Genomic DNA, 22372 nt, shown 5'->3' on the forward strand with positions numbered 1-22372 from the left:
GAAGCATACTCAAGGGGTCAACATTGGACGCCGATCGGGGGGCAACTTTGCAGGCCGTTTGACATCTGGTGCCAGTGGATCACGACCCGTTCGCCGAGCAGCCTTCCGGCATCGGCATGAACCTCACCGCTGGCGCCAATGAAGCCATCTACAACACGCTGGGCGCCCCGGTGGACGCGGTGACATGGGCGCTCAACAAGGGCATTGGCAGCCTCAACAGCGTTGCGGGAACGGGCATCCAGCCGATCACCGATCCGTTCGGCGGCTCCCAATCCATATCGCGAGGCTTCGGCCTTCTCGGTGTCCCCGATCCCCAGTCGATCCACGCGAACAGCTCGGGTGAGAAGATTGCCCGCGCCATGGGACAGGGAGCGGGCTACATGCTCGCCCCAGAGCTTGCCGTGAGGGGTGCGGCCCAGGCGGCGGGAACCGGTGTCAACGCGCTGGTGAGCGCCCTTGCCGGTTCCTCCACCAATGCCGCCGATGCGCTCGGCAATGCCACTGTAGGCGCTCTTGCCGGCGGGGGCGGGTCCATCGCGGCACAGCTCACCCCGGAACCGTATCGCCCAATTGCTGAGTTCGGCGGTAATCTGCTGGGCGGAGGCCTCGGTGCGCTGGCGGTGAATACCCCTCGCATGGCGGCGGAAGCCGGCCGGATTGGGCGGGACTATGCCGCCCCGCTATCGGCAGCCGGACAGGAGCGGATTGCGGCCCAGTCGCTTCGCGATGCTGCCTCCGATCCGTCCGCCGTGCGCGGCGCCCTCGATGCCCCTCCCTCTCCGCTGGTTCCTGGCTCGCAGCCGACGACCTTCCAGCAGACGGGCGACATGGGGCTGGGCGGGTTGGAGCGGATTGCCATGACCCGCAATCCCGAGGCCTTCATGCGGCGCTCTGCCGAACAGAATGCCGCGCGACAGTCGGCGTTGGGGAGCATTCAGCCGGATGGCAGCCCCGAGGCTGTGGTGAATGTGCTCCGCCAGCACCTGGCCGACATCGACACCACGACAGGGGATGCCCTGAGCGCCGCACGAACCAGCGCCCGCGATCAGACGGCGGCACTTGGGGGTGTAGGCACTCCGGAGGGCTACGGCTCCACTCTGCGCCAGATGCTGACCGATGCGGAGAACACGACGCGAGCGCGGGAACGCGCCTTGTGGGCTGCCGTCGATCCCGATGGCATGCTGGCTCTAGAAGCCACGACGATCCGGGATGAGGCCCGGAAGATCAGCACCGGCCTGCCACGCTCGGCCAAACCGATGGAGGGCGAGGAGGCTGGCATCATCGGTGCCGCGAGCAACTATCGCGATGTGATGCCGTTCAGCGAGGTGACGGCGCTGCGTTCCCGGGTTTCCACCGAGATGCGGCGCGAGCTCTCGCAGAACGGTCAGACTCCGGTATATGCTCGACTTGCGCGGCTTCGCGGTGCCATCGAGAGCGCCCTCGAGGGTGTGGTGGCAGGCAAGGCCGCGCAGGAGGCGGAAGCCGTGGCGGCGGGTGCTATGAGCCCCGATGCTACGATGGCCGCAGCTCTAGCCCGCGACATCCGAGAATGGAATGAACGACGCGCCGCCGAAGCGGGAATGGGGCAAAACGCTGGAACGGCTAGTGGAGGCAATGCCTTTGCCGGATCGAGCGGCCCTGCTTCAGTATCTGGAAGGAAAGTACCGCGCGGAGGCGAATTTCGAGATGCTGCGGGAGGTCCGGGCATACAAGGCAATGCTGGCCTCACCCCCAACTTCGACGCCGCCGCCCTCGGACGACTGAGGGAGGCGAACGACGCCACCAAGGCACGGGCGCAGACGTACGGAAGCGGGGCGGTCGCAGAAGCCCTGCGTCGGTCCGGCCAGCAAGGCCCCTACAACATGCCGGCCGCCGTCGTACCCTCCCGGTTCTTCCGGCCCGGCGCGCGCGGCTTCGAAGACGTGCAGGCCCTGCGTATTGCCGGGAACAATCCCGAGGCCATGGTGTCGATCCGCGACTATGCGGTGTCGACCCTTCGCCGTGCTGCGGAAGAAGAAGCGGACGGCACGCTGAACCCGTCGAAGGTCGCCACGTGGCGCCGGCAGCATGCCGATGCCCTGCGTGCTCTGCCTGAGATGGACCGCATGCTGGCGGGTCCGGTCGAAGCTGCGGAAACCGTCGTCCGCCTTGCTGCTGAGCGCAAACAGGCTCTCGACGCCTATCAGGCAGGATTGGTCGGCAGGTTGATCGGGGTTTCGGATCCTGCCGACGTATCCCGCGCCATCGGCAGTGTCTTCACCTCACAGGCGCCGGTAGAAACCATGCACCGTCTGGTGCAGGAGGCACGCCGCACGCCGGAGGCGATGGCCGGATTGCGGAAGGCGGTCGCCGACCACCTATCCCGCCGCGTCACTTCCTATGTGGAAGCCGCGACCACCGGGCAGCGTCGCTTGCAGGCTGACGGCTTCCAGCGGTTCGTCAATCAGAACCAGGCCGCTCTTCGCGAGGTATTCGGCCCGGAGGAGATGGACACCCTGCACGGCATCGCCGCCGACATCATGCGCTCGCAGCGGTCCCTGAACGCGGTGCGCATACCCGGACAGTCGAACACCGCCCAGGACGTGGCGGCGATGGTGGCGAACGACCGCAACGCCACGTGGTTCACCCGGCTCCTCGCTTCCGCCGGCCCCGGCCTGGCAGGCGCGGCAGTCGTCGGACCATGGACCGGCCTCGCCGCGGCCGTGGGTGGCAATGTGCTGATGAACGCCCGCAAGGCTGGCTTGCAGAAGGTGGACGACATCATTGCCGACGCCATGCTCAATCCCGAGCGGGCACGGCTATTGCTCATGCAGGCCGGTAATCCACGCGACGCAGCGGCCATCGGCCGAGCTCTGTCGGGCAGCTACCGTCGTGCGACGACCCTTCCAGCATGGAAGGAGCTCGAAGGGGATGAGCAACCGCCCTGGAACATGATGCGCCTCCCTTCCCGCTCGGATGTTGGCGCCTCGCGCAATCAGCTCACACAGGCTTTAGCAGCGGCGGTGGCAAAAGCTGGAAGCCCCCAGCAAACCAGCCCGGTGGTGCAACAGCTGGTGAAAGCCCTCATGGATCGGAGGATGGTTGCATGACGATATTGAGCGCATCCGAGGTCGCCTTGGACCTCCTCGCCAGCGCTGAACGCGCCGCACGCTACGATGGGCATGGTGGTACCGCGGACTCTCTCGATCCTCAGATCCTGGCGCTTGTCTCTGCCCCGGTGAAAGGCTTCGACGATATCAAGGCCCTCGCCTGGATCGCCCATTGCCAGATGCAGCTGGCGAGTGACGAGACGGCCGACATAGGCGTCAGACAGCGCGCTCTCTACCTGTCGCGCAATGCCCTCTTCCGGGTAGCAGACGAGCTCGGCGTATTGCATGGCCCGCCTTTCCCGGGGAAGACACAGTGACGGAGCCGGCTGCAAATTCACCGCAAAAGGTGCGCGGTAGGCCGTTCGAAAAGGGCAAGAGCGGCAATCCCGCCGGCAAGCCTCCCGGTACCCGCAACAGGGCTACGCGTGCCGTTGAAGAACTGCTGGACGGAGAAAGCGAAGCGCTCACCCGGAAAGCTATCGAGATGGCCCTCGCGGGAGACGGCCCCGCCCTTCGGCTCTGCATGGACCGCCTCATCCCGCCGCGGAAGGATCGTGCGGTCACCTTCGCGATGCCGAAGCTGACATGTGCAGCTGACGCGGCCAAGGCGGCTGGCGCTTTGCTCGACGCCGTCAGTGCCGGCGATATCACGCCGTCTGAAGCGGGCGAACTCGGCAAGCTGGTGGAGGGCTATGTCCGAGCTTTGGAAGCGTCGGAATTCGAGGAACGTCTGTCGCGGCTCGAACAGAAAGGCAAGTAATTATGCTTGGGGGCACAGGGGTGAGTTTCGAGACAGCGCGTGGGCACGCAAGGCGGAGGCAGTATTGAACCAGCACATGCTGAACCGGCTGCGGAAGATGACGCAGGCAGAAGAGGATAAGGACGTTGGGGCGATGGTCGTTGTTGAAGTGCGTGATCGTCACCGTGAGGAGGACTATGCGACGGAAGTGGCCCGGCTTGAGCGCGATGGAAAGCGAATTACGGAGCGAACGCCGGTAATCATTCTGCGGAGGTTCAGCGAAGTCACGTTTCGCTGATCGCGGACCTTCGGCCGCCTTCCTGGTGTGGAGGGATGCGACCGCCCTCTCTCTCGCTACCGAGGCGGATCAGGTCGCCACCCCTACGGCGCCTCTCCGCCTACTGCCCACTCCAGCTATCGAGGGCCACTGTCCTCCGCATAGAATCGCGCGAACGCTATCGCAGGACCCAAGCGGAAGTTGACCTTCGGAATGTTGCGTTTCAAATCTGACTGGATGCCTATGACGCCTGCCTTGCGGGGACAGGCAACCAGGGCGCCGCGGAGGAGGAGTCGATCCAAGACTATGGACCGCCCTGTGTTTCGATACGCTGCGCTAATGCTGATCCAGACGGGATGCGCACTGCTAATCCTCTACCACATCAAGCTCACATTCGGTGTTTTAGTGGAAAATACCGGAGTGAGGCAGGAAGCATTTTCGGCCCCCCTTGGGCAGGTGGCCTTCGCGGCAGTTGTCAGTCAAGTCTGCTACTGGGCACGGGTGCTGCGTACGCCGCTGCCGATCACCTGTCGCCATGTTTTTCTCGGCCATCTAATTAGCTTTGCAGGCCGGCTCAGTTTCATCTTCGGCACCGCCCTATTCTCTTTCTTTTTCATGCGGCACGTGCCGGCCATGCAGCTATTGGCCTTCGACATTGGCTTCTTGGGGCGGGTGTCGCTGTTGATTTCGATCCTGTTCGTTCTTTTTTGCTATTCCCTCGAACTTGAGCGACTTGGTGCCGCGCTGCAGTCGCCGCCCTAGAGAGTTGGCTGTACGCAATGGCGCTTTCGCCCCCACCAATCAATCGCCCTGCGGCCTCGATCATCGCGCTGGAACCACACGGCGGTCGATTTCGAGCGGCACCTTCGACGTGAGCTTAACGACCGAGCATTCGCCCGAGCACAAACCCGGCGACACCGGCCAGTGCCACGACGCCCATTGGCGAGAGCCCGCGGGCCATTGGCTGGGCGCTGCTCTCTCCCGCCGACAATCTCGGAGCATAAGCGTCCCTCGGCCTGATGTTGCTCGCGTCGAGGACCGTGACCACTCTTTTGCCTGTCTGAGGGACGAACTCGTCAAGCCAATCGCCTGCGGTCATCTTTGCCTCCACCAAATGCTTGGAAGCTCAAACGCGCGGCGGCCTCACAAGTTTCTGCTGGGCGGGAACGAGTAACAACACGTCACGTTGATCAACCACACGTCTATCTCAGGCGATCCAACACAGAGGCGGAGATGTGAAATGGAAATCATGTTCGGCATTGGCGCCTTGGTGATCCTAGTGGCCATCGCCTATGGCATGCATCAGTCTCGAAAGGCACGGGGCGGCAAAGAGCTGCCGGAGGAAAAGGTTGACCGCAAGAGCCCGCTATAGCTTTGACGCGGAAGGTGCATACTCATCCATCGGCCAATCGACGCGATGAACATCGCCGAAGCATCCGAACTCGCGCTTCCGTCAGCCGTCCCACCGCTGCGAACGCCGCGTGCCCGACACGGTGGAACACGCCATTCGAGTGCTAGCGCCCTCAGCATGTGAGCGCGTCTGACGCAAATACCCTGTACTCAGGGGGGGGGAGTTGTCCAAGCGGCATTGCGACAGTACACTTTTGTATAAAATGGCCTATCCGGGCGATAACGAGACCATGATGAAACATTTTCTGCTCGGTACGACCATGCTTGCCGCGACGATTTTTGCGGGGCAAGCACAGGAGAACACCGTCCGCATTGGAGTGCTCAACGACCAGAGCTCGTCTTTTTCGGCGATCGGCGGCACCGAAGTCGTGCGTGCCGTCGAGCTTGCCATTGAGGATCATGGTGCACAGGCCGCAGGGATGCGGGTTGAACTGGTCATCGGCGACCATCAGAACAAGCCGGAAGTTGGCCTCGCCATCGCCGGCGAATGGCTAAAGCGGGACCGGGTCGACGTCATCGCTGATATGACCAATTCCGCGATCGCGCAACCGGTCAACAAGCTTATTGGCCTCCAGAGAAAAGTCGGCCTGTTCGTTTCGCCACTTACGGACCGTCCGACCGAGGAAGACTGCAACGGGCATGTCGTGGCCTGGGCCTATGACGCGGATTCGACTATCCGTTCTACTGTCAAGGCACTGTTGGCGCATGGACAGACATCGTTCTTTCTTCTGTCGCCCGACACCGAAGCCGGCACTATCCAAGAGGACGTGGTAGCGACTGCGGTAGCAGCGCACGGCGGCACGGTTAAGGGAAAGCAGCGTGTTCCGCTCGGCACAACGGATTTCTCGTCGCAGTTGGCCGAGGCTGTGGCCTCCGGCGCCGAAATCGTGATCATGAACATTTCAGGCGCCGAGCTCGTCGATGCGATGAAGCAGGTGCAGACCGCCGGCCTGCACGACAAAGGCATGAAGATTGCCGTCACCTTCATGCATCAAGCCGATGTGCGCTCTATCGGGGTGGGGGCGTTGCAAGGCGTGCGCTTCGTGGTTCCTTGGTTCTGGGGAAAGGACGAGGCTTCGCGGCAATGGGGGCGGCGTATGATGGCGATCACTGGCCACGCGCCGGGCTGGATCGCCGCTGGCACCTATTCCGCAGTGACCAACTATCTGAACGCGATCGACAAGGCCGGCACCGACGATTCCGTAGAGGTACTGGCAGCGCTGGACGCGCTGAACGTCTCCGATTTCTTTATCAATAATGGCGATCTCTATCCAAATGGCCGCATGATCCACGACATGTATCTCGTCGAGGTTAAGACGCCGGCTGAAGTCACTGAGAAGGAAGACTTTCTGGAGCTCGTAGAGACAGTGCCGGCGAAGGAAGCTTTCCGGCCATTGTCGGAATCAGATTGCAAGCTGCGCTAGTTCCGTCCCGGGACGGGCAAGGCCATCGGTCGTGTGAATTGGGTCGCCGCAGATTGCGCTCATTCGGCGAGGAGCGGCCTAATCGAGGCAGATTGATCCCCGTTGAGGAAGAGACGCGACTGCGGCGAGTGCTCCAGGAAGGGCAGCCGCATCTATGTCTGCCGCATAACCGCTGGCATCGGCTACCCCCTATGGGTTCGCAGAATTGCGGGTTCATCAGGCCTCTCGTCCCGGCGGGGCAAGTTTTCCATGCCCGAGCATATATTCGCATGTTGGCAGGGCTTGTTACCCGCGAGGACGAACTCGCGCCTCAGCTTGGGAACTCCCTAAAGTTGTTCACTCAATGGCAGCGTTAAAAATGCACCCGATGGGATGTTGCCCCAAAGTTTTCTCTGATTTACCTTCATTTTTGTCTGACTTATGGGGCAAATCATGGCTAATTATCAGTACGCGTTGGTAGGCAGTTACGACGCCGGAACAAAGACATTTCAGCCATCATTTATTTATAGTGGGGTGCCGCCTTATGTTGTAGCCGACGGATCTTATGATGTTGGCGATAATATTGATGTCTCAGATACGTGGCCTAACGACTTGGGGGATTTTGAGCTAATCGGATATACAGAGTTTGGGTGGGTCGGATACACACCCGCGGATGCCAACGGCGTTCCAAGGACGATCTATTTCACCAACAATTACGACACGAATCCCGTGGTGATAACGACCACTGGCACCTTCGTCGCCTGCTTCCTTGCTGGCACGATGATCGCGACCCCCACGGGGGAAGTGGCGATCGAGAAGCTCAAGGCCGGGGACCTTGTGCTCACGCATGATGGACGGGCAGCGTCAGTCCGTTGGCTCGCGCTCCAGACTATCTCGACGATGTTTGCTGATCCAATGAAGGTTATGCCCATTCGCGTTGAGGCGGGAGCGCTCGGCGACGGCTTACCAATTCGCGATCTCTACGTGTCGCCCGACCATGCGCTGGAGATCGACGGACTTTTGGTGCAGGCCGGGGCACTCGTGAACGGCACCACTATCGCACGCCACACCGACATGCCGCAGACGTTCGTCTATTATCACGTTGAGCTCGACGACCATTCACTGATCCTCGCCGAGGGTGTGCCGGCCGAGACGTTCGTGGACAATGTCACCCGTCGCCGGTTTGATAACTGGCAAGAAGCACCCGAAGCCGCCGTGGCCGAGATGGATCGGCCACGCGTCAAGTCGGCGCGCCAGCTTCCCGCGAGTATCCGCACGCGGATCAGCTCACGGACGCCCGAAGTCGCCGTCGCCTGATCAGTCAGACGTCACACCTCACGCCAAGGCCCCGCCGCAAGCGGGGCCTTCAGGCTGAGCCGTTACGGCTTGCTGAGGCTTCCATGCTATGCTCAATACGCAAAACGACAGGTGGTAGCCGGACCACCGGCTGCGGTTCTTGAGCGTCGGCTCCCACCGGCCGGATGACCAGCGGCCCACATCGTTGCAGATCAGTCAGCGGCAGCAGGCCTATCGGTCGAGCATCCGTCCCATCACGAACCCGGCGAGACCCGCCAGCGCAACCATTCCCAAGGGCGCGAGGCCGCGAGAGAGGGGCTCGGCTGCCATCTCGCTTGCCGGCATCGGGGAGCCGGCGGGCCGTGGCTGGATATTCGTCGCATCCAGAATCGTGGGAGCCCTTTTCGCTGCCTGGGGAACGAATTCCTGAAGCCAATCACCTTCGGGCATTTGCGCCTCCTGCTCTCGCCTGGAAGCACGAACGCATGGCAGGTACAGAAGTTTCGGTGTGAGATTGGTTCCGGCTGCCGCCGCTTACTGATCAGTCCGCCATGAGCTGGAAACTGCTGCCGGCGGCGGCTCCGGGCGCACGCCGACCATGGCATCGGACTTCCAGTTCGTGACGACACAGTCGGGTCACACACGTAGATGGCATAGTCGGCGATTGCATCGACAAGCTGGCGATAGCGCCCCTCGTCATTCAGCGGTAGATCACGCCCTTCGTCGACCAGCGTACGGCCCCAAACTTAACGCGTCGATTGGCTCCTAACCCTCATGCATCGCAAAGGTTCCGGTGGTTAATTCGCTCCGGTGATCGTCGAGAGCCGCGCAACCGAACTCTCGGTTCGGCGTTAGGAGGAGGCGCCGAGCCGCGGCACGCTGCGCGGCAACGAGCCGGTGTCATTCCGGAGCTTCCAATATGCGCATTGCCCAGATTGCCCCGCTTGCGGAGAGCTGCCCGCCCAGACTGTATGGTGGAACGGAGCGCATTGTCTCCTTTCTGACTGAAGAACTTGTGGCGCAGGGGCATGACGTCACCCTGTTTGCCAGCGGCGATACTCGCACCACCGCACATCTTGTCCCCTGTTCTCGGCAGGCACTTCGACTGGATCCTGCGGTTCGGGATCACCTTCCTTACCATGTCGCTATGCTGGAAGAGGTACGCCGGCGCACAGACGACTTCGACGTCCTCCATTTTCACATAGACTTTTTGCATTTCCCGATGAGCCGCGATTTCGTCAGCCGTACCATCACCACGTTGCACGGGCGACTTGACCTTCCCGACATTCACCCGCTGTTCGAAACCTTCGCTGACGTGCCACTATGCTCGATCTCGCACGCCCAGCGTGCGCCGATGCCAGCCTGCGTCAATTGGGTGGGCAACATCCATCACGGCCTGCCGCGCGGCCTTCTGCCGTTCAGTGCGGTGCCGCGAGGAGACTACCTGGTTTTCATCGGTCGCATCTCACCAGAGAAGAGGCCGGATCGGGCGATCGAAATCGCCACTCGGGTAGGAATGCCGCTAATCATGGCCGCCAAAGTCGACCGTGTGGATCAAGCCTATTGGGAGCAGGTAATTTCGCCGATGGTGCGCGCGAGCCGTCATGTCGAGTACATCGGTGAGGTCGACGACCAGCGGAAGGCAGAATTAATTGGCAATGCCAAGGCGTTGCTCTTTCCGATCGACTGGCCCGAACCGTTCGGCTTGGTCATGATCGAAGCGATGGCCTGCGGCACTCCCGTAGTCGCGTTTCGCTGCGGATCGGTGCCAGAGGTGCTGAGCGACGGTGTGAGCGGCGTGATTATCGACAGCATGGACGATGCCGAGGCTGGAGTGCAGGCCGCACTCACGTTAGACCGCAGTGCCGTGCGCTTGGAGTTCGAGGCTCGTTTCACCGCCGAACGCATGGCCGCAAACTACGTACAGCTTTATCATCAACTGGCGGGCCTACGTTCTGAAGCCGCTCACGCGCACCGTGCCAATGATGCCGGGTTGGGTTTGCACGTCGTCGCCTGATTTGGGGAGGTAACATGGCCAATGCGCGAACCAGCGCAGAAGCAGTCGCCCATGCCCCCGCACCTGCCGGGGCTGACGCGATGCCCCTCGATCCGTTCCTCGTACCGGCCACGGCTTCGTTGCAGGAACGGCGCGCGCTAACTTTGAAACATGGCGACACCTTCGGGGTGTTTGATCGTAACGGCGATATCGTGACGGGTGCCGGCAGTCCGGAAGGGCTCTTCCACCGGGACACCCGGCACCTTTCGCATTTCCTCCTGACGCTTGAGGGCGCGCGGCCGATGCTGCTCTCCTCGACGTTGCGTGACGACAATGCCGCACTCACCTGCGATCTCGCCAATCCCGACCTGTTCGATCCCGAGGAGCGGTTGGTTCTGGTGCATGATCTCCTGCATCTGCGCCGCTTCCGCTTCCTCTGGCAAGGCAAGTGCTTTGAGCGGATCGTTGTGCGCAATTTCGACACAACGGTCCGGCGCGTCCGGCTGATCTTCGATTTCGCCGCCGATTTTGCCGATCTCTTCGAGGTGCGCGGCACGCAACGGGCGCGGCGCGGCATGCTGAACCCGCCGCAACTCGGCGACGGGAGCGTCGCGCTCTCCTACATCGGACTCGATGGGGTTGTACGAACCACGACGCTCGGCTTCGATCCGCAACCTCAGAAGCTCTCGGCGACACGGGCGATCTATGACGTCGAACTGCTGCCGGGCGAGAGGCAGCTTATATTCGTTGAGATCGCCTGTGGGGAGGTGCCCCAAGGCGCCGAAGTGCGGCGGCGCTTTTTCTTGGCGTTGCGCGATGCCCGGCGGGAGCTACGCTATGCGACGGCGCGGGCAGCCTCGGTCGAGACCTCCAATCAGATCTTCGACGAGGCGTTCCGGCGCAGTGTCTCCGATCTCTACATGCTGGTGACGGAGACGCCGGAGGGCCCTTATCCTTATGCTGGCATCCCATGGTTCAGCACCGTGTTCGGCCGGGATGCTATCATCACCGCGCTTCAAACACTGTGGCTTGATCCGACAATTGCGCAGGGGGTGCTACGGCACCTCGCGGCAAACCAGGCAACGAGCTTTGATGCCGCCGCCGATGCCGAGCCGGGAAAGATCCTGCACGAAGTGCGGTATGGAGAAATGGCGGAACTGCGAGAGGTGCCGTTCCGACGCTATTACGGCAGTATCGATTCCACACCGCTCTTCGTCATGCTGGCTGGCGCTTATCTCGAGCGAACCGGGGACGTCGCCACCATCCGCACACTCTGGCGCAATGTGCGCGCCGCGCTCGACTGGCTCGACAAAGAAGGCGACCGCGACGGCGACGGCTTCGTCGAATATGGCCGCCGGACAGCTGAAGGCCTGATCAACCAGGGCTGGAAGGACAGCCATGATTCGGTCTTCCATGCAGATGGCACGCTCGCGCGCGGGCCCATCGCGCTCGCCGAGGTGCAGGCCTATGCCTATGGTGCCTGGCGCGCGGGGGCGGAACTCGCCGGGGCGCTGGGAGAAGGCGCGCTTATGGCTATCTTCGCCAACAAGGCGGAGCGGCTGCGCACGGCATTCGACGAGGCGTTCTTCGACGCGAAGCTCGGGACCTATGTGCTGGCGCTCGACGGCGAGAAAAGGCCTTGCCGAGTCCGGGCTTCCAATGCCGGCCACGCGCTCTATACCGGCCTTGCCCTCTCCGCGCGAGCCGAGCGCGTCGTCGCTACCCTTATGGATGTCACCTCGTTTTCCGGCTGGGGCGTGCGCACCGTTGCCAGCACTGAGGCGCGTTACAATCCGATGAGCTACCACAACGGCTCAGTGTGGCCGCACGACAATGCATTGATCGCCGCCGGCTTCGCCCGTTACGGTTTTCGCCGCGAGGCAGCGCGCATTTTCAACGGACTGTTCGCGGCGTCGACCCATATCGAGTTGCGACGGCTGCCCGAACTGTTCTGCGGCTTTCCGCGCCAGCGCAGCACCGGACCGACCTTCTATCCCGTCGCCTGCTCGCCGCAGGCTTGGGCGGCGGCGACGCCACTGTCGCTACTGCAATCCTGCATCGGCCTGTCCTTCAAGCCCGATGCGTGCGAGATCATATTCGACCGGCCCTGCCTACCCGATTTTCTTGATGAGGTCGCCTTGCGCGACTTGCGCTGCGGCAATGCCGTCATCGACGTCGTTTTGAGACGATCGGCAGGCGAAGCCGCCGTTAGCGCGATCAAAGGCAGCGCTGAGTTGAGCGTTATCACGCGCGCCTAGCATCGCCGAGCGAGTGTCGATGACGTCGCTCAAGACGGCGTTCATAGCAAGGACAGAGCGCGCGCTCCGAGAGCCTTTGGCACAAGAGGCCGGCATTCTTTTCTCGCGCGGCCATCTGGCATAATGCATCCAAATTGTCAATAAATTTCGCAATCAACGGTTGTTGATTGAGGACATCTCTACCCTAGCACTTTTACCTATAGGCGCGTTCGATGCTCAGGATAGACTGTCTCTGGGTAAGGAGGGGTTGGCCGTGCATCGCTTGCTTCAAAAAATCTCTGATATCAAAGATGAAGTTGACCGACGCCAATGGCATACCGCGAGCCATCTCGCGAAAATGCTGGAGCTAGAGATCATCGACGCCATTCGCGCCAATGCCCAGGCTGTCGATGTATGCGTCAAGCCGAGCGATGTCGGCGTCACTCGTCCGCCCGATTATCCTCGATCGTAGGCGGAGCAGGACCTCCCTCGCTATTGAGGGCGACCACGAATCCTGAGTACGGAGGGTTTCGGTGTGCTTTATGCAGCGGCCGACGATATCTTCCGCCGAAAAATATACTTGGGTACTTTCAATTTGTGAACTAATTGAGCGATCCCATTTGTACAACACCCGTCACCCTCTCCGTCTGAGATCGTGGCGGAATCGCGCACAACCGTGGGTTTTTTGAGGCGAGCGGGCCGTAAGGGGAATCCATTGAGTGTTATGGCGAAAAGGTTGAGCGAAATCCGCGCCGAGGTCCGCGCGGGCCGGTTCGAACAGGCCTTGTATCTGGCCGAACTTCTGGAACTTGAGTTCAACGACGCCATCAACAACGGCCGGCTCGTCGTTGGAAAGGATGGCGAGATGGATATTGAGCCCCGCCGGGTTGTACACGCCTATGGCGAGGTGCCGCGGCAATCGTGAGCGAGTGCGTTTACGCTCCATCCCGGTCTAGCCAGCGCTCCCAATCGGAGCTCGCCACACCGTTTCCAAGTTCTTGTTTCATCTGGCGCGTACTCCCACGATCTTAAGGGTGATGATGGTGCTTGCGGCCAAGGGCGAAGAAGCCAGGGTCGACGGAGCGCCCTGATGGATCGAGCGCTGCCACGATCCGAACGCCGTGCCATATTTCGAGGGGATTGCCGCGATGCAGCTGACGGGCGTGCTCTAATATCACGGCGTCATCGGTGGCTTCGAATTCAGATGCGGATCGGATCCGCCCCTGGTTGCAAAGCTCATACATCCGGTATTCGGCCATGCGTATTGCTCCCGCCACAGGTTGAGCGAAAGCGCGGCGAGCCATGACTCTCCGAAATCGTTCAGCCGTCAGTTCGATAATTTCACAGCATGCCTGCAAGATGCAGAATTGTACATCTTTAAATTAAACGGCTTGAACTCCGGTCAATGTGTACTGCTTTTATTACGAATTCGTTCTATTGAATTGATGTTTGCTTGCAAGCAGATGCGCAGGCGCACCAAAACGAAACAATACTCCAGCACCGACAAATTCTAGCAAGGCTCATACGCCTCGATGTCACCGGTCCGGCTTGGATTGGTCAGCGCCCAGAAGTTGGAAGCTGCTGCCGTTGGAACTTTTGGATGCTCGTCCGGTCGCGACATCATATTCGTGCCGGCGGCGGGCCAGATCGTTCACATGGGCAAAACTTGGATCGACCGCGCCGCCCATTATCTCATGAGCGACCACCGGCCACAGCCGCTCGACTTTTTCTTCGATCTCGGTCGGCCAGCACCCGGCGGCCAACAGATCTTGCGCGCAGATCATGCGCGCGCGTTCCTCCAGCTTTTCCATGACAGCCACGCTGCCGTCGAGAATGACGGCGAATGAGAGATGTGGCGGAAGATTTGACGGCGCGTCTTCGGACGGTGCCATTTCAACCGTTGGGGCCGATTACCCCCGGCACGGGCTTCACTGGGAAGCCGAGAGATCATAGCACAGACGCCGGCCGAGGTCGCTTGCTGAATTTTCGCCAGCCTCCGGAACCCCCACGCCTGAAGGCGAGTTGCTGATGATCCAATGGAGTGGGACCTTCCGCTATGGAAGTTATCAAGGCCTTCAACGGCGAAGGCTGGCTGCGGATCTCAGGGCTCGCAGCGACGACTGCCAGCTATGACATCAAGGTGATGCGTCGTGAGATTGTCGGGCAGGCCCGCGACCTGTTTGCCACGGGGTTCATCACTACCGAGATGCCCTCGATGATGGGTGCCAAGCTGACATCAGCGCTGGTCACGCTTCAAGACGGCAGTTCACACCGAGGCAAGATCACCGGCATTTCAGCGCGGGGCGTGGACGTGTCGTTCGATACGCCCCTTGCTCTATTAAGTTCGGCATAGGGCTCGCTCATGCCATCGTCAGGGGTGAAGCGGGCATTCGTGCGGGCGCGGACCACTATTGCGGATTGAGCGCCTGATACTCGGCGGTCAACACGTTGATCTCCTCGACCGTGAACGGCCATTCCCCGACGAGCGTCACACCCTGCCGGATCTCGTTCGCCACGACCGGCCAGAAGCGGTCTGCGAGGGACTCTGCCTCATCGAGGGGGAAGCCGCGCTGATGGAGGTCCAATCCGCACATGCGGCGAGCGGTTTGTTCGAGTGTTTTCATCTTCTTATGGCCGGATCGCTGCTAGATTTTAGCGCATTCGACTTGGCGTTCAAGGTGGCTTTCTACCCCCGCAGCGCCGTAACGATCTTCTCGAGGTCGTTATAGCCCGCCATGCTGACGGTGCCATTCTCGACCGGGATATAGTCGGCTTTGAAGTTGATGCGGATGGCGTCGCCCCTCTTCTTCACGATGTCGACCGGAGCCGGGATGAAGGCGGACCAGCCTGACCACGTCCGCATGTCCTCGGGTGGGTTTTCGGGCGCCATGGCCATTTATCGCCGTCTTTGATCACGCGGCTCTGAACAAACGCGTAGGGTTCCATGAGGCACTTCATGGGCGTTTCCTCGCCGCCGGAGCCAGCCGATTGGGCTGTCCGCCATAGGCTCTCCCGTCAGGCCCGTCCCCGGCGCTGCCGAAGATTATGAAACCGGGATCGAAGGCGTCCGCACGACGGACGCCTTCCACTAGGACGAAGTTAAATGTGCCGCTACGCAGCTACCGGCCTCGCGCTTGCAAACGCACCGCCTCCACTCGATCCTGGCCGCGGAGCGGCTGTCGCTGGGCACGGAGGCGGGTCGTCGTCATCGCTGCGGCCTCTGCCGGGCCTCCACTTTATCCACTGTCCACGGCGCCGCGGGATGGTCCTGGCCCCCGCCCGGTCAATGCGCTTGGCAGAGGACAGAAGGCCATCTGTCGCATCCAGCGATTGCAGGGCGCGTAGTATATCCTCGAGCTTGACGATGGAGCCGTCGGGCAACTGGCGCAGTGAAGGGACATCCGGCACGGCGTTGACGTCAGACGCCCAAGATGCAAGCACGGCGCGCTTTTCCTGAGTAGTCATCGCCGAATCGTCAACGATGTCGTCTGGACGCCCGAACACGGAGGCCGGATCTGGAAGCCCGGCGGATCTGCTTACGTTTTGGATGTTCTGTAGATCTGTCATCTCCATTCTCCGCAATCTCTTGCCTCCCGGCGCGAGCCGGGAGGCAGACCGCAGCATCGTGTGTGTATCGAATCAGGCCGCTTCACGGTCCTTCTGGGTGTCCTGGCTGATCTGTTTGTGCTGGCCGGCAGCTTCGATACGTGGCGTATGATCGCCCGATGTTATCGCAATGCGCCGGGGCTTCAGTTCCTCTGGAAGTTCCCGCACGAGGTCGATGATCAGCAGGCCGTTCTCCAGCGAGGCATTTTCGACTTTCACATAGTCGGCCAGCCGGAAAGCCTGCTTGAAGCTGCCGACTCCAAGACCCCGGTGGAGCACCTGCGTCGCATTCTCCTCGGGATTATTCCGTCCGATTACAATCAGTTCGGCACCGTGCTGGGTCAGCTCGACCTCATCGGGCCGGAAGCCAGCGATTGCCATGGTGATGCGGTAGGCGTTTTCGCCCTGCTTCTCGATATTGTAGGGAGGCCACTCGGGTCGCACGCTGTTCTCGAGCATGTCGAACAAGCGGTCGAAACCGACCGTCGAGCGGAAAAGGGGAGCAAATTCAGTGCTTCTCATAGCCATATCCTCCGAAAAGCAACATGGGTTACAAGCCGCGACGCAGCGTCCCTGCGACGCTTTGACGTCGAGCCGAAGCCTCGACGGAGGGCGATTTGGGAACCGCCAAAAAACGCTTCAAGACCTTCCAAGCGAAAATTTTCGGATACGCGCAGTCGCTGCCGGGAACTAATCTGTCGACGGGAACGCATACCAAGCCGCCGTTGCGGAGTGTCCCGACGAGATCGGCGATGGCGCTGAGGTTGAACTTGTGGCTGTAGAGGTTGCACATAGCGGCTAGTCGTCAACCCGCGGATGGAGCAAGCGGTGGCGAATCCATAAGATCACTGCCGCCGAATAGGCCAGGCCAATACCAATGCCGGCCCAATATGCCCACTGCATCAGGGAGCCGCGCCGACACTATCCTTGACGCATTTGGTCGTGAAGCTGGTCTTGGCCGCGCCGGCCAGCTTCTTGGTCGCGGCCTGAGCGTCACAGGCGGCCTGGGCGTCGCGCTCGCACTTCCCGAGGAAGCTGGTGCGGGCAGCGCCGGCGAGCTTCTTCGCATCCGCATTCGCGACACAGCTATCGGCGAGGGCGGGGCCGGCGAAGGCAACCAGAACGGCGAGAGTGATGAGCGACTTCATCGAACCGTCTCCTCTTCAGGTGCCGGGAGCTAATCACGGCTGAGGGACTACGTCGAGGCAATGCTATCCGGTGAGGGGATACCCCCTGGACCTTGGTCCAGATCACCTAGACCCGCGTCTGATTTCGCTGGGCGTCCGATCCAAGCCTACTTGCCAGCGCCGCCGTCACTGACGGAGGCGGCCGATAAGGCCAAGTTGACAGGATCTGCAGGAGGCTCCCATGGGACAGCCACAATCAATGAAGACGATCGATACCACGCCCGACGACGGGCAGCGGCGCGAAGATTTGGTTCCGTCGCGCTACCCGATACGCGTCGGTGAGATCGATGTCCTTGTGATCAGCGACGGAGTTCTGGAGCCTCCCGCCGAGTCAATGGCGACAAATGCCGACCCGGCGACCCGAAACGCCTGGCTGGACCGTTCGTTCCTCGCGCACGATACCTTCGATTGGGCGCTGAACGCGGTTGTGGTGCGCAACGGGAACCAGACCATTCTCATCGACAGCGGAATTGGTGGCGAGGTCCCGGATTTCACACGCGCCGGGCTGTTCGGCGATCGGCTGGCGGCAGCCGGCGTCGATCTGGCTTCCGTGACCGACGTGGTGCTGACTCACATGCACTTCGATCATGTCGGGGGGCTCCTCGTCGAAGGGGTGAAGGAGCAAATGCGTCCAGACCTACGGGTCCATGTATCCGCTGCCGAGGCCAAGTTCTGGGAAGCGCCTGATTTCTCCCGAACCGGCATGCCACCGGATCTTGCGGAGATTGCCAGACATGCGTCGAAGCGCCTTTTGAAGATGTACCATGCAGAGCTGCGTACGTTCGAGCAGAGCCAGCAGGTTGCGCCAGGGGTGGTCGTCACTCGCACCGGAGGTCATACCCCTGGCCATAGCGTCGTCCGCATTGCGTCCGGCGCCGACCGGTTGATGTTCGGCGGCGACGCCATATTCCCGGTCTCGTTCGACCACCCCGAATGGCATAACGGTTTCGAACATGATCCCGACGAGGCGACCCGAGTTCGGTTGCGACTGATGCAGGAATTGGCGACGACCGGCTCGTGGCTGGTTTCGACGCACATGCCATTCCCATCCGTCGGTCGCGTTGCGGCTGACGGCCAGCTCTTTCGCTGGGTACCCGCCTGGTGGGATTATTGAACGACCGATCGGGCGGCTTCCCCCCAGGCTGATAGAGCCGACGCATAGCGGAGCCTTGCGACGTTCTTTCGGTCTATCAGCCTGAAGATTGTGAAGGAGGAGTGATTACCCCTCCTTCTCCCCGAGAGCGAGGCGGCGATCTATGAACTCGGCTTGCGCCATTGATCCCCGCTCGTAGTTGCAGCGGTAGCAGGCGAGCACGAGATTGCTGTTGTGGTTGCTGCCGCCGATGGCCTTCGGGATGACGTGATCGAGCGTAGCCATCCGGTCGTTGCGCTTGCAGCCGTCGTAGGCGATCCACATTCCAATACCGCAATAGACGCAGGCATTGCCGCGCTCACGCATTATCTCCCGGATCTTCGCTCCGTTGCTTCGCCTCATCCAACCTTCCCCTGCTCCTCATGAGGCGTGCGCGGGATTGCCGGTTTCCAGAACTGCGAGGGCAAGCCACTCTCGGCGAAAGGTGCCCCACGTGCACCAGCCCTGTTCCCCTTGTTCCCCACGCCCTTCCGAGTTGGGGAACAGCGGGGGAACGCCTCAAGCTATTGATTTTACTATGTCCCGTAGACTGTTCCCCTTGTTCCCCAACGTTCCCCTTGAAATGAATGTAGACGAGAATGAAATGAGGGCGGGCGTAGGTGCGAGATGCATCTAAAGTAGGTGGGAATAGACACACCGAGAGCAGTTTCACGGCCAGTGCACTGACACGGCGGCGCAACATGTCCCACCCCAACCAGGCCAGACCGCTACAGCCCTAACGCCTTCCGCAACGCCGCATTGATCCGGTCTTGCCAACCAGGCCCGTCTTCCTGAAACCGCTCCAGCACTTCCCGGTCAAGACGGATAGAAACCTGCTCCTTGGCCTGAGGCAAAGAGGGGGGCTTGGCTGGGGAGTTGTCGGCTATAGCGACGGGTTTGGATGTGGCGCTTTTGAAGGCCGCCTCTGCGGCATCGCGGGCGGAGCCAAATGAGCGGCGAGCAGGCGTACTTACCATGGGGACTCCGATCAATCGAATCGATTGAATACAGCTGCTCGGGGAAGTGGGCGCCTTTGCGACCGCGCCCCCTCCTTTACTAGCCCCTGCTGCCAGCGGCAGCCAGGCTCGACCACTAAGAATCTGGCAAGCACCATCGCGAGGTGGAAGACGGCACATGAGGAGTTTTGTCAGGCCCTAAAGGCCGGCAAGGGCGCTTTGATCAGTAATCAATTGAATCAAAGTCGATAGGTCCAACCGTGCTCCCTGCTTGATTTAAAATCAAAGATTCAAGTTTGTAGCTAGGCAAGCGACTGATGGACGGGCATGCCCTGTGCCGGTTGAAACCAATCAAAGGAAATCAACGGCTGGCCGTTCCCATGCTTGAAAACAATCAAGATAATCAAGATGGCGTGTCTTGGCAGCATTGGGCACGGGGAATCTCAGAGACCTTCCTGTCAGTCCGAGCGCTGCCGCTGATGAAGACGGCACTCTCCGAGCGGAGCGGGGTAAAATACGAAATTGTAAGTCCGCCAAGCGCCTACCGCTCGCATGTTGCCCTGTGGCAGAAGGCCAAGTCCCGACGGAACCATTACCAATGACGTACCGCGGAACGGGGTCCCCATCCCCGTGCGCGGCTAGGCAGGCTTCTTCGACGTTGTAGCGGGCTTCCGCTTCTTGGCTCGTTTGACTCGCGTGGGTGACGGCGACGATGGCAGGGGAGGCAACTGCTCGAGCAGACGCTTTAGATAACTTCGACCACCCTCGCGCGAGCGTTCCTCCTTTTGAAGGACGTATTGCTCGATTGAGTGATCGAAGTCGCTCCGGCGCTGAGAGGCGCGACCGCGAGCAAACCCGTCCGTCGCGATGGTCTCTGCCGCTAGTCGAAGAGCGCTCTTCAACAGCCAGGGGAATTCGTCGTCCCACTTATAAGGGTTCTCTGGCAGCAGCCGACTGTTCGCGCTTCGAAGACCGGCATCCATGGTGGCATAGAGGCGTACTCTTATCGATTCGGGCGTAAGATGCTCATAGAGGTCCCGAACGGCGGTGCCCACGCGGTACGAGTTCTCCGGCCCACGAGCTACGCCGCGAAGAATCTCCACCGCAAGACGCTCCAATGCCTGGGCGGCCATCTCCTCCGCCCATTGCGCTTGCTTGTCGCTTCCTTCGCCCCCGCCACCATCGATCACTCGTAAGTCAACCATGAAAGCCTCCTGCACGAGGGAAGCCTACATCAGCGCGCGAGCGACGATCTAGTTAAGCGGAAGGGTTGCATCAAACGAGGAAAAGCGCGGCGCAGAAATCGTCGCCAATGGCCCTGCCGGTGTCAGCTGTTGGGGTGATTGTTGGGGTGCGGCCTGAGCGACTGAAATTTTATCACAGGAAATCAAATCGCTACGCCGTTCCGATGGTGGAGCCGAGGGGATTTGAACCCCTGACCTCTGCAGTGCGATTGCAGCGCTCTCCCAACTGAGCTACGGCCCCTCACCATCAGGCCGCGCCTTGTACGTTTGCCTCCCGCGCCCTGTCAAGCAGGCTCGTCGCATCACGCACAGCTGCGCGCATTTTCCTGCCGGGCGAGACCGAACCTGCCGGAGAAGGCGGGAAATCGCCCCGCACCGGACCGCCGGCGCGCCCGCGGCGGGGAAGCGCCCTGCTTCGCGTGATCGGGGTTGCCGCAATGCGGCCGCGCCTTTAAGCATTCCTCAGCTTGGCCTTGCGCTGCCCGCTCCCCCTTCGAGGTTCGCGATGTATTCGCTGCTCTGGTTGTTCGACACGCTCATCTCGCTCTATGTCTGGATTCTCATCGCCTCGGCCATCCTGTCCTGGCTGGTGGCGTTCAACGTGGTCAATCCGCACAATCAAGTGGTGCGCAGCGTCGGCGAGTTCCTCTGGCGCGTCACCGAGCCGGTACTGGCGCCGATCCGCCGGCTGCTGCCCAATCTCGGCGGCATCGACGTCTCGCCGATCATCCTGATCATCGGCCTCTATTTCATCCGCAACCTGGTGTTCGAGCTCGTCTCCTGAGTCCCGGCCCATGTCGGGCAAGCCCGCATGGACGCCCGCCGGCGACGGCGTGACGATCAGCGTGCGGGTGACACCGCGCGGCGGGCGCGACGCCCTGGAAGGGCTCATCGCGCTGGCGGATGGCCGGCAGGCGCTGAAGGTGCGGGTGCGCGCCGTGCCGGAGGACGGCAAGGCCAATGCCGCCGTCATCCGGCTGCTGGCGGATCGTCTCGATGTGCCGGTCGCGCAGGTGGAGCTGGCGGCGGGCGGGTCGGCCCGCCTGAAGAGCTTCCGCGTCAGCGGCGACGTCCCGACCCTTTTGCGGCGGCTCGCCGAGCTTCTGTGACGCCGGTGCGCTGAAGCCGCGCCGAGAAGATGGAGCCCTGCGTCAGGCGGTCCAGCCGAAGGCCAGCTTTTCCAGCGTACGGCCGCCGAAGGTCTCGGAGGAGCGGGCGATATTGGCGCCGCCGAGCGCGCGGTAGAAGCCGAGCGCCGGCTCGTTGGCGGCCAGCGCCCACACCGTCACGCCCTCGAAGCCGGAATTGGCCAGTTCCTTGCGGGAATCGGCGAACAGCCGGCGACCGAAGCCGAGTCCCTGATATTCCGGCCGGAGGTAGAGCTCGTAGATCTCGCCCTCATAGGGCAGGCCCCGGGCGCGGTTGCGGCCGAGATTGGCATAGCCGGCGATACGGTCGGCATGGGTGAGCACCAGCACCCGCGAGCCGCGCCGCAAGGCGGTCTCCCACCATCCCGGCCCGCGCCGCTCGATCATCTTCTCGAGCTCGACACCCGGGATCAAACCGCGATAGGCCGCACGCCACGCCGAATCGTGGATCTCGGCGACGTCGGCCGCATCAGCCGGGCGGGCCCGGCGAGTTTCGAAAAGAAGCGTGCCCATGACCCATATGGGAGCAAAAGCCGGGCGCCGGATCAAGTAGCTTTGTGGCGAAATCGCGCAGCGGTCCACCAGAGCCGCCGGGCCGGCCCGGCCGCGCAAACGAAACGGCCGCCCCGGGAGGAGCGGCCGCTCATGCATC

The 22372-nt window shown here is 61.6% G+C and carries 27 protein-coding genes and 1 tRNA gene; 17 read left to right on the top strand and 11 right to left on the bottom strand.

What is annotated here, in order from left to right; translation table 11 throughout:
* The first annotated feature begins 74 nt into the window (after positions 1-74).
* The 12 genes from KHC19_RS14540 (at position 75) to KHC19_RS14590 (ending at position 13372) form a co-directional block, all read left to right on the top strand.
* The gene (locus KHC19_RS14540) at positions 75-3089 is read left to right on the top strand and encodes a hypothetical protein (protein WP_213353102.1); all 3015 of its coding nucleotides are present in this window, start codon (positions 75-77) and stop codon (positions 3087-3089) included.
* Positions 3086-3406, top strand: coding sequence for a hypothetical protein (locus KHC19_RS14545; RefSeq protein WP_213353103.1), 321 nt, complete (start codon positions 3086-3088; stop codon positions 3404-3406). The genes KHC19_RS14540 and KHC19_RS14545 overlap by 4 nt, the downstream gene beginning before the upstream one ends.
* A complete protein-coding gene (locus KHC19_RS14550; RefSeq protein ID WP_213353104.1) occupies positions 3403-3849 on the top strand; it encodes a DUF5681 domain-containing protein in 447 nt (148 codons plus the stop codon). Before KHC19_RS14545 ends, KHC19_RS14550 begins: the two co-directional genes overlap by 4 nt.
* 64 nt (positions 3850-3913) lie before the next feature.
* Entirely contained in the window at positions 3914-4126 is a 213-nt protein-coding gene (locus tag KHC19_RS14555) for a hypothetical protein (protein WP_213353105.1), read from the top strand.
* Between the two features lie 318 nt (positions 4127-4444).
* Positions 4445-4867: a hypothetical protein gene (locus tag KHC19_RS14560; protein ID WP_213353106.1), complete on the top strand. Its 423-nt coding sequence runs from the start codon at positions 4445-4447 to the stop codon at positions 4865-4867.
* A gap of 478 nt (positions 4868-5345) precedes the next feature.
* Complete coding sequence (locus KHC19_RS26230) at positions 5346-5477, top strand: hypothetical protein (protein WP_281418574.1); 132 nt, start codon at positions 5346-5348, stop codon at positions 5475-5477.
* 202 nt (positions 5478-5679) lie between these two features.
* A complete protein-coding gene (locus KHC19_RS14565) occupies positions 5680-6939 on the top strand; it encodes an ABC transporter substrate-binding protein (RefSeq protein WP_246548919.1) in 1260 nt (419 codons plus the stop codon).
* A 432-nt stretch (positions 6940-7371) separates the two neighbouring features.
* Positions 7372-8235, top strand: coding sequence for a Hint domain-containing protein (locus KHC19_RS14570; protein ID WP_246548920.1), 864 nt, complete (start codon positions 7372-7374; stop codon positions 8233-8235).
* Positions 8236-9133: 898 nt separating this feature from the next.
* Positions 9134-10231, top strand: a complete 1098-nt coding sequence (locus tag KHC19_RS14575) for a glycosyltransferase family 4 protein (protein ID WP_213353108.1) — start codon at positions 9134-9136, stop codon at positions 10229-10231.
* A gap of 14 nt (positions 10232-10245) precedes the next feature.
* Positions 10246-12468 carry an amylo-alpha-1,6-glucosidase gene (locus tag KHC19_RS14580; RefSeq protein WP_213353109.1) on the top strand — a complete coding sequence of 741 codons (2223 nt, stop codon included), beginning with the start codon at positions 10246-10248 and terminating at the stop codon, positions 12466-12468.
* Between the two features lie 253 nt (positions 12469-12721).
* Positions 12722-12919 (top strand): hypothetical protein, encoded by a 198-nt coding sequence (locus KHC19_RS14585; protein WP_213353110.1) that lies wholly within the window; start codon positions 12722-12724, stop codon positions 12917-12919.
* 264 nt (positions 12920-13183) lie between these two features.
* Complete coding sequence (locus tag KHC19_RS14590) at positions 13184-13372, top strand: hypothetical protein (RefSeq protein WP_213353111.1); 189 nt, start codon at positions 13184-13186, stop codon at positions 13370-13372.
* Between the two features lie 103 nt (positions 13373-13475).
* On the opposite strand, the gene KHC19_RS14595 is transcribed toward KHC19_RS14590, so the two are convergent.
* On the bottom strand, positions 13476-13706 hold the full coding sequence (locus tag KHC19_RS14595) for a hypothetical protein (protein ID WP_213353112.1): 231 nt from the start codon (positions 13704-13706) through the stop codon (positions 13476-13478).
* A 276-nt stretch (positions 13707-13982) separates the two neighbouring features.
* Positions 13983-14258, bottom strand: a complete 276-nt coding sequence (locus tag KHC19_RS14600) for a hypothetical protein (RefSeq protein ID WP_213353113.1) — start codon at positions 14256-14258, stop codon at positions 13983-13985.
* Positions 14259-14503: 245 nt separating this feature from the next.
* Here KHC19_RS14600 and KHC19_RS14605 point away from each other — a divergent pair, with 245 nt between their 5' ends.
* Positions 14504-14800 carry a hypothetical protein gene (locus KHC19_RS14605; RefSeq protein ID WP_213353114.1) on the top strand — a complete coding sequence of 99 codons (297 nt, stop codon included), beginning with the start codon at positions 14504-14506 and terminating at the stop codon, positions 14798-14800.
* 55 nt (positions 14801-14855) lie between these two features.
* On the opposite strand, the gene KHC19_RS14610 is transcribed toward KHC19_RS14605, so the two are convergent.
* The 4 genes from KHC19_RS14610 to KHC19_RS14625 form a co-directional block, all read right to left on the bottom strand.
* Complete coding sequence (locus KHC19_RS14610) at positions 14856-15071, bottom strand: hypothetical protein (RefSeq protein WP_213353115.1); 216 nt, start codon at positions 15069-15071, stop codon at positions 14856-14858.
* A gap of 62 nt (positions 15072-15133) precedes the next feature.
* Entirely contained in the window at positions 15134-15337 is a 204-nt protein-coding gene (locus tag KHC19_RS14615; protein WP_213353116.1) for a hypothetical protein, read from the bottom strand.
* A gap of 749 nt (positions 15338-16086) precedes the next feature.
* On the bottom strand, positions 16087-16575 hold the full coding sequence (locus tag KHC19_RS14620) for an Hsp20 family protein (RefSeq protein WP_213353117.1): 489 nt from the start codon (positions 16573-16575) through the stop codon (positions 16087-16089).
* A gap of 380 nt (positions 16576-16955) precedes the next feature.
* On the bottom strand, positions 16956-17201 hold the full coding sequence (locus tag KHC19_RS14625) for a hypothetical protein (protein ID WP_213353118.1): 246 nt from the start codon (positions 17199-17201) through the stop codon (positions 16956-16958).
* 238 nt (positions 17202-17439) lie between these two features.
* Between KHC19_RS14625 and KHC19_RS14630 the strand changes: the two genes are divergently transcribed.
* On the top strand, positions 17440-18354 hold the full coding sequence (locus KHC19_RS14630; RefSeq protein ID WP_246548923.1) for an MBL fold metallo-hydrolase: 915 nt from the start codon (positions 17440-17442) through the stop codon (positions 18352-18354).
* A gap of 105 nt (positions 18355-18459) precedes the next feature.
* On the opposite strand, the gene KHC19_RS14635 is transcribed toward KHC19_RS14630, so the two are convergent.
* Both KHC19_RS14635 and KHC19_RS14640 read right to left on the bottom strand, forming a co-directional pair.
* Complete coding sequence (locus tag KHC19_RS14635; protein ID WP_213353120.1) at positions 18460-18735, bottom strand: HNH endonuclease; 276 nt, start codon at positions 18733-18735, stop codon at positions 18460-18462.
* 365 nt (positions 18736-19100) lie between these two features.
* Positions 19101-19349 carry a BrnA antitoxin family protein gene (locus tag KHC19_RS14640; protein ID WP_213353121.1) on the bottom strand — a complete coding sequence of 83 codons (249 nt, stop codon included), beginning with the start codon at positions 19347-19349 and terminating at the stop codon, positions 19101-19103.
* A 296-nt stretch (positions 19350-19645) separates the two neighbouring features.
* Between KHC19_RS14640 and KHC19_RS14645 the strand changes: the two genes are divergently transcribed.
* A complete protein-coding gene (locus KHC19_RS14645) occupies positions 19646-19930 on the top strand; it encodes a hypothetical protein (RefSeq protein ID WP_213353122.1) in 285 nt (94 codons plus the stop codon).
* 36 nt (positions 19931-19966) lie between these two features.
* Here KHC19_RS14645 and KHC19_RS14650 read toward each other — a convergent pair whose 3' ends face one another.
* Together KHC19_RS14650 and KHC19_RS14655 are read right to left on the bottom strand one after the other, a co-directional pair.
* Positions 19967-20533 carry a hypothetical protein gene (locus tag KHC19_RS14650; RefSeq protein ID WP_213353123.1) on the bottom strand — a complete coding sequence of 189 codons (567 nt, stop codon included), beginning with the start codon at positions 20531-20533 and terminating at the stop codon, positions 19967-19969.
* A 204-nt stretch (positions 20534-20737) separates the two neighbouring features.
* Positions 20738-20813, bottom strand: a tRNA-Ala gene (locus KHC19_RS14655).
* A 264-nt stretch (positions 20814-21077) separates the two neighbouring features.
* Between KHC19_RS14655 and KHC19_RS14660 the strand changes: the two genes are divergently transcribed.
* A complete protein-coding gene (locus KHC19_RS14660; protein ID WP_213353124.1) occupies positions 21078-21356 on the top strand; it encodes a YggT family protein in 279 nt (92 codons plus the stop codon).
* 10 nt (positions 21357-21366) lie between these two features.
* On the top strand, positions 21367-21681 hold the full coding sequence (locus tag KHC19_RS14665; protein ID WP_213353125.1) for a DUF167 family protein: 315 nt from the start codon (positions 21367-21369) through the stop codon (positions 21679-21681).
* A 42-nt stretch (positions 21682-21723) separates the two neighbouring features.
* On the opposite strand, the gene KHC19_RS14670 is transcribed toward KHC19_RS14665, so the two are convergent.
* Positions 21724-22233 carry a GNAT family N-acetyltransferase gene (locus tag KHC19_RS14670; protein WP_213353126.1) on the bottom strand — a complete coding sequence of 170 codons (510 nt, stop codon included), beginning with the start codon at positions 22231-22233 and terminating at the stop codon, positions 21724-21726.
* Positions 22234-22372: the final 139 nt, after the last annotated feature.

This window comes from Ancylobacter oerskovii (assembly GCF_018390555.1).
In the GTDB taxonomy this organism is placed as follows: domain Bacteria; phylum Pseudomonadota; class Alphaproteobacteria; order Rhizobiales; family Xanthobacteraceae; genus Ancylobacter; species Ancylobacter oerskovii.

Excerpts from the sequence above, each read along its gene's own strand:
- KHC19_RS14660 (WP_213353124.1), top strand. The coding sequence starts at position 21,078 with ATGTATTCGCTGCTCTGGTTGTTCGACACGCTCATCTCGCTCTATGTC.
- KHC19_RS14575 (WP_213353108.1), top strand. The coding sequence starts at position 9,134 with ATGCGCATTGCCCAGATTGCCCCGCTTGCGGAGAGCTGCCCGCCCAGA.
- KHC19_RS14600 (WP_213353113.1), bottom strand. The coding sequence starts at position 14,258 with ATGGAAAAGCTGGAGGAACGCGCGCGCATGATCTGCGCGCAAGATCTG.
- KHC19_RS14625 (WP_213353118.1), bottom strand. The coding sequence starts at position 17,201 with ATGAAGTCGCTCATCACTCTCGCCGTTCTGGTTGCCTTCGCCGGCCCC.
- KHC19_RS14620 (WP_213353117.1), bottom strand. The coding sequence starts at position 16,575 with ATGAGAAGCACTGAATTTGCTCCCCTTTTCCGCTCGACGGTCGGTTTC.
- KHC19_RS14570 (WP_246548920.1), top strand. The coding sequence starts at position 7,372 with ATGGCTAATTATCAGTACGCGTTGGTAGGCAGTTACGACGCCGGAACA.
- KHC19_RS14635 (WP_213353120.1), bottom strand. The coding sequence starts at position 18,735 with ATGAGGCGAAGCAACGGAGCGAAGATCCGGGAGATAATGCGTGAGCGC.
- KHC19_RS14545 (WP_213353103.1), top strand. The coding sequence starts at position 3,086 with ATGACGATATTGAGCGCATCCGAGGTCGCCTTGGACCTCCTCGCCAGC.
- KHC19_RS14615 (WP_213353116.1), bottom strand. The coding sequence starts at position 15,337 with ATGGCGCCCGAAAACCCACCCGAGGACATGCGGACGTGGTCAGGCTGG.
- KHC19_RS14610 (WP_213353115.1), bottom strand. The coding sequence starts at position 15,071 with ATGAAAACACTCGAACAAACCGCTCGCCGCATGTGCGGATTGGACCTC.
- KHC19_RS14670 (WP_213353126.1), bottom strand. The coding sequence starts at position 22,233 with ATGGGCACGCTTCTTTTCGAAACTCGCCGGGCCCGCCCGGCTGATGCG.
- KHC19_RS14645 (WP_213353122.1), top strand. The coding sequence starts at position 19,646 with ATGGACGGGCATGCCCTGTGCCGGTTGAAACCAATCAAAGGAAATCAA.
- KHC19_RS14640 (WP_213353121.1), bottom strand. The coding sequence starts at position 19,349 with ATGGTAAGTACGCCTGCTCGCCGCTCATTTGGCTCCGCCCGCGATGCC.
- KHC19_RS14560 (WP_213353106.1), top strand. The coding sequence starts at position 4,445 with ATGCTGATCCAGACGGGATGCGCACTGCTAATCCTCTACCACATCAAG.
- KHC19_RS14650 (WP_213353123.1), bottom strand. The coding sequence starts at position 20,533 with ATGGTTGACTTACGAGTGATCGATGGTGGCGGGGGCGAAGGAAGCGAC.
- KHC19_RS14630 (WP_246548923.1), top strand. The coding sequence starts at position 17,440 with ATGAAGACGATCGATACCACGCCCGACGACGGGCAGCGGCGCGAAGAT.
- KHC19_RS14580 (WP_213353109.1), top strand. The coding sequence starts at position 10,246 with ATGGCCAATGCGCGAACCAGCGCAGAAGCAGTCGCCCATGCCCCCGCA.
- KHC19_RS26230 (WP_281418574.1), top strand. The coding sequence starts at position 5,346 with ATGGAAATCATGTTCGGCATTGGCGCCTTGGTGATCCTAGTGGCCATC.
- KHC19_RS14595 (WP_213353112.1), bottom strand. The coding sequence starts at position 13,706 with ATGGCCGAATACCGGATGTATGAGCTTTGCAACCAGGGGCGGATCCGA.
- KHC19_RS14665 (WP_213353125.1), top strand. The coding sequence starts at position 21,367 with ATGTCGGGCAAGCCCGCATGGACGCCCGCCGGCGACGGCGTGACGATC.
- KHC19_RS14605 (WP_213353114.1), top strand. The coding sequence starts at position 14,504 with ATGGAAGTTATCAAGGCCTTCAACGGCGAAGGCTGGCTGCGGATCTCA.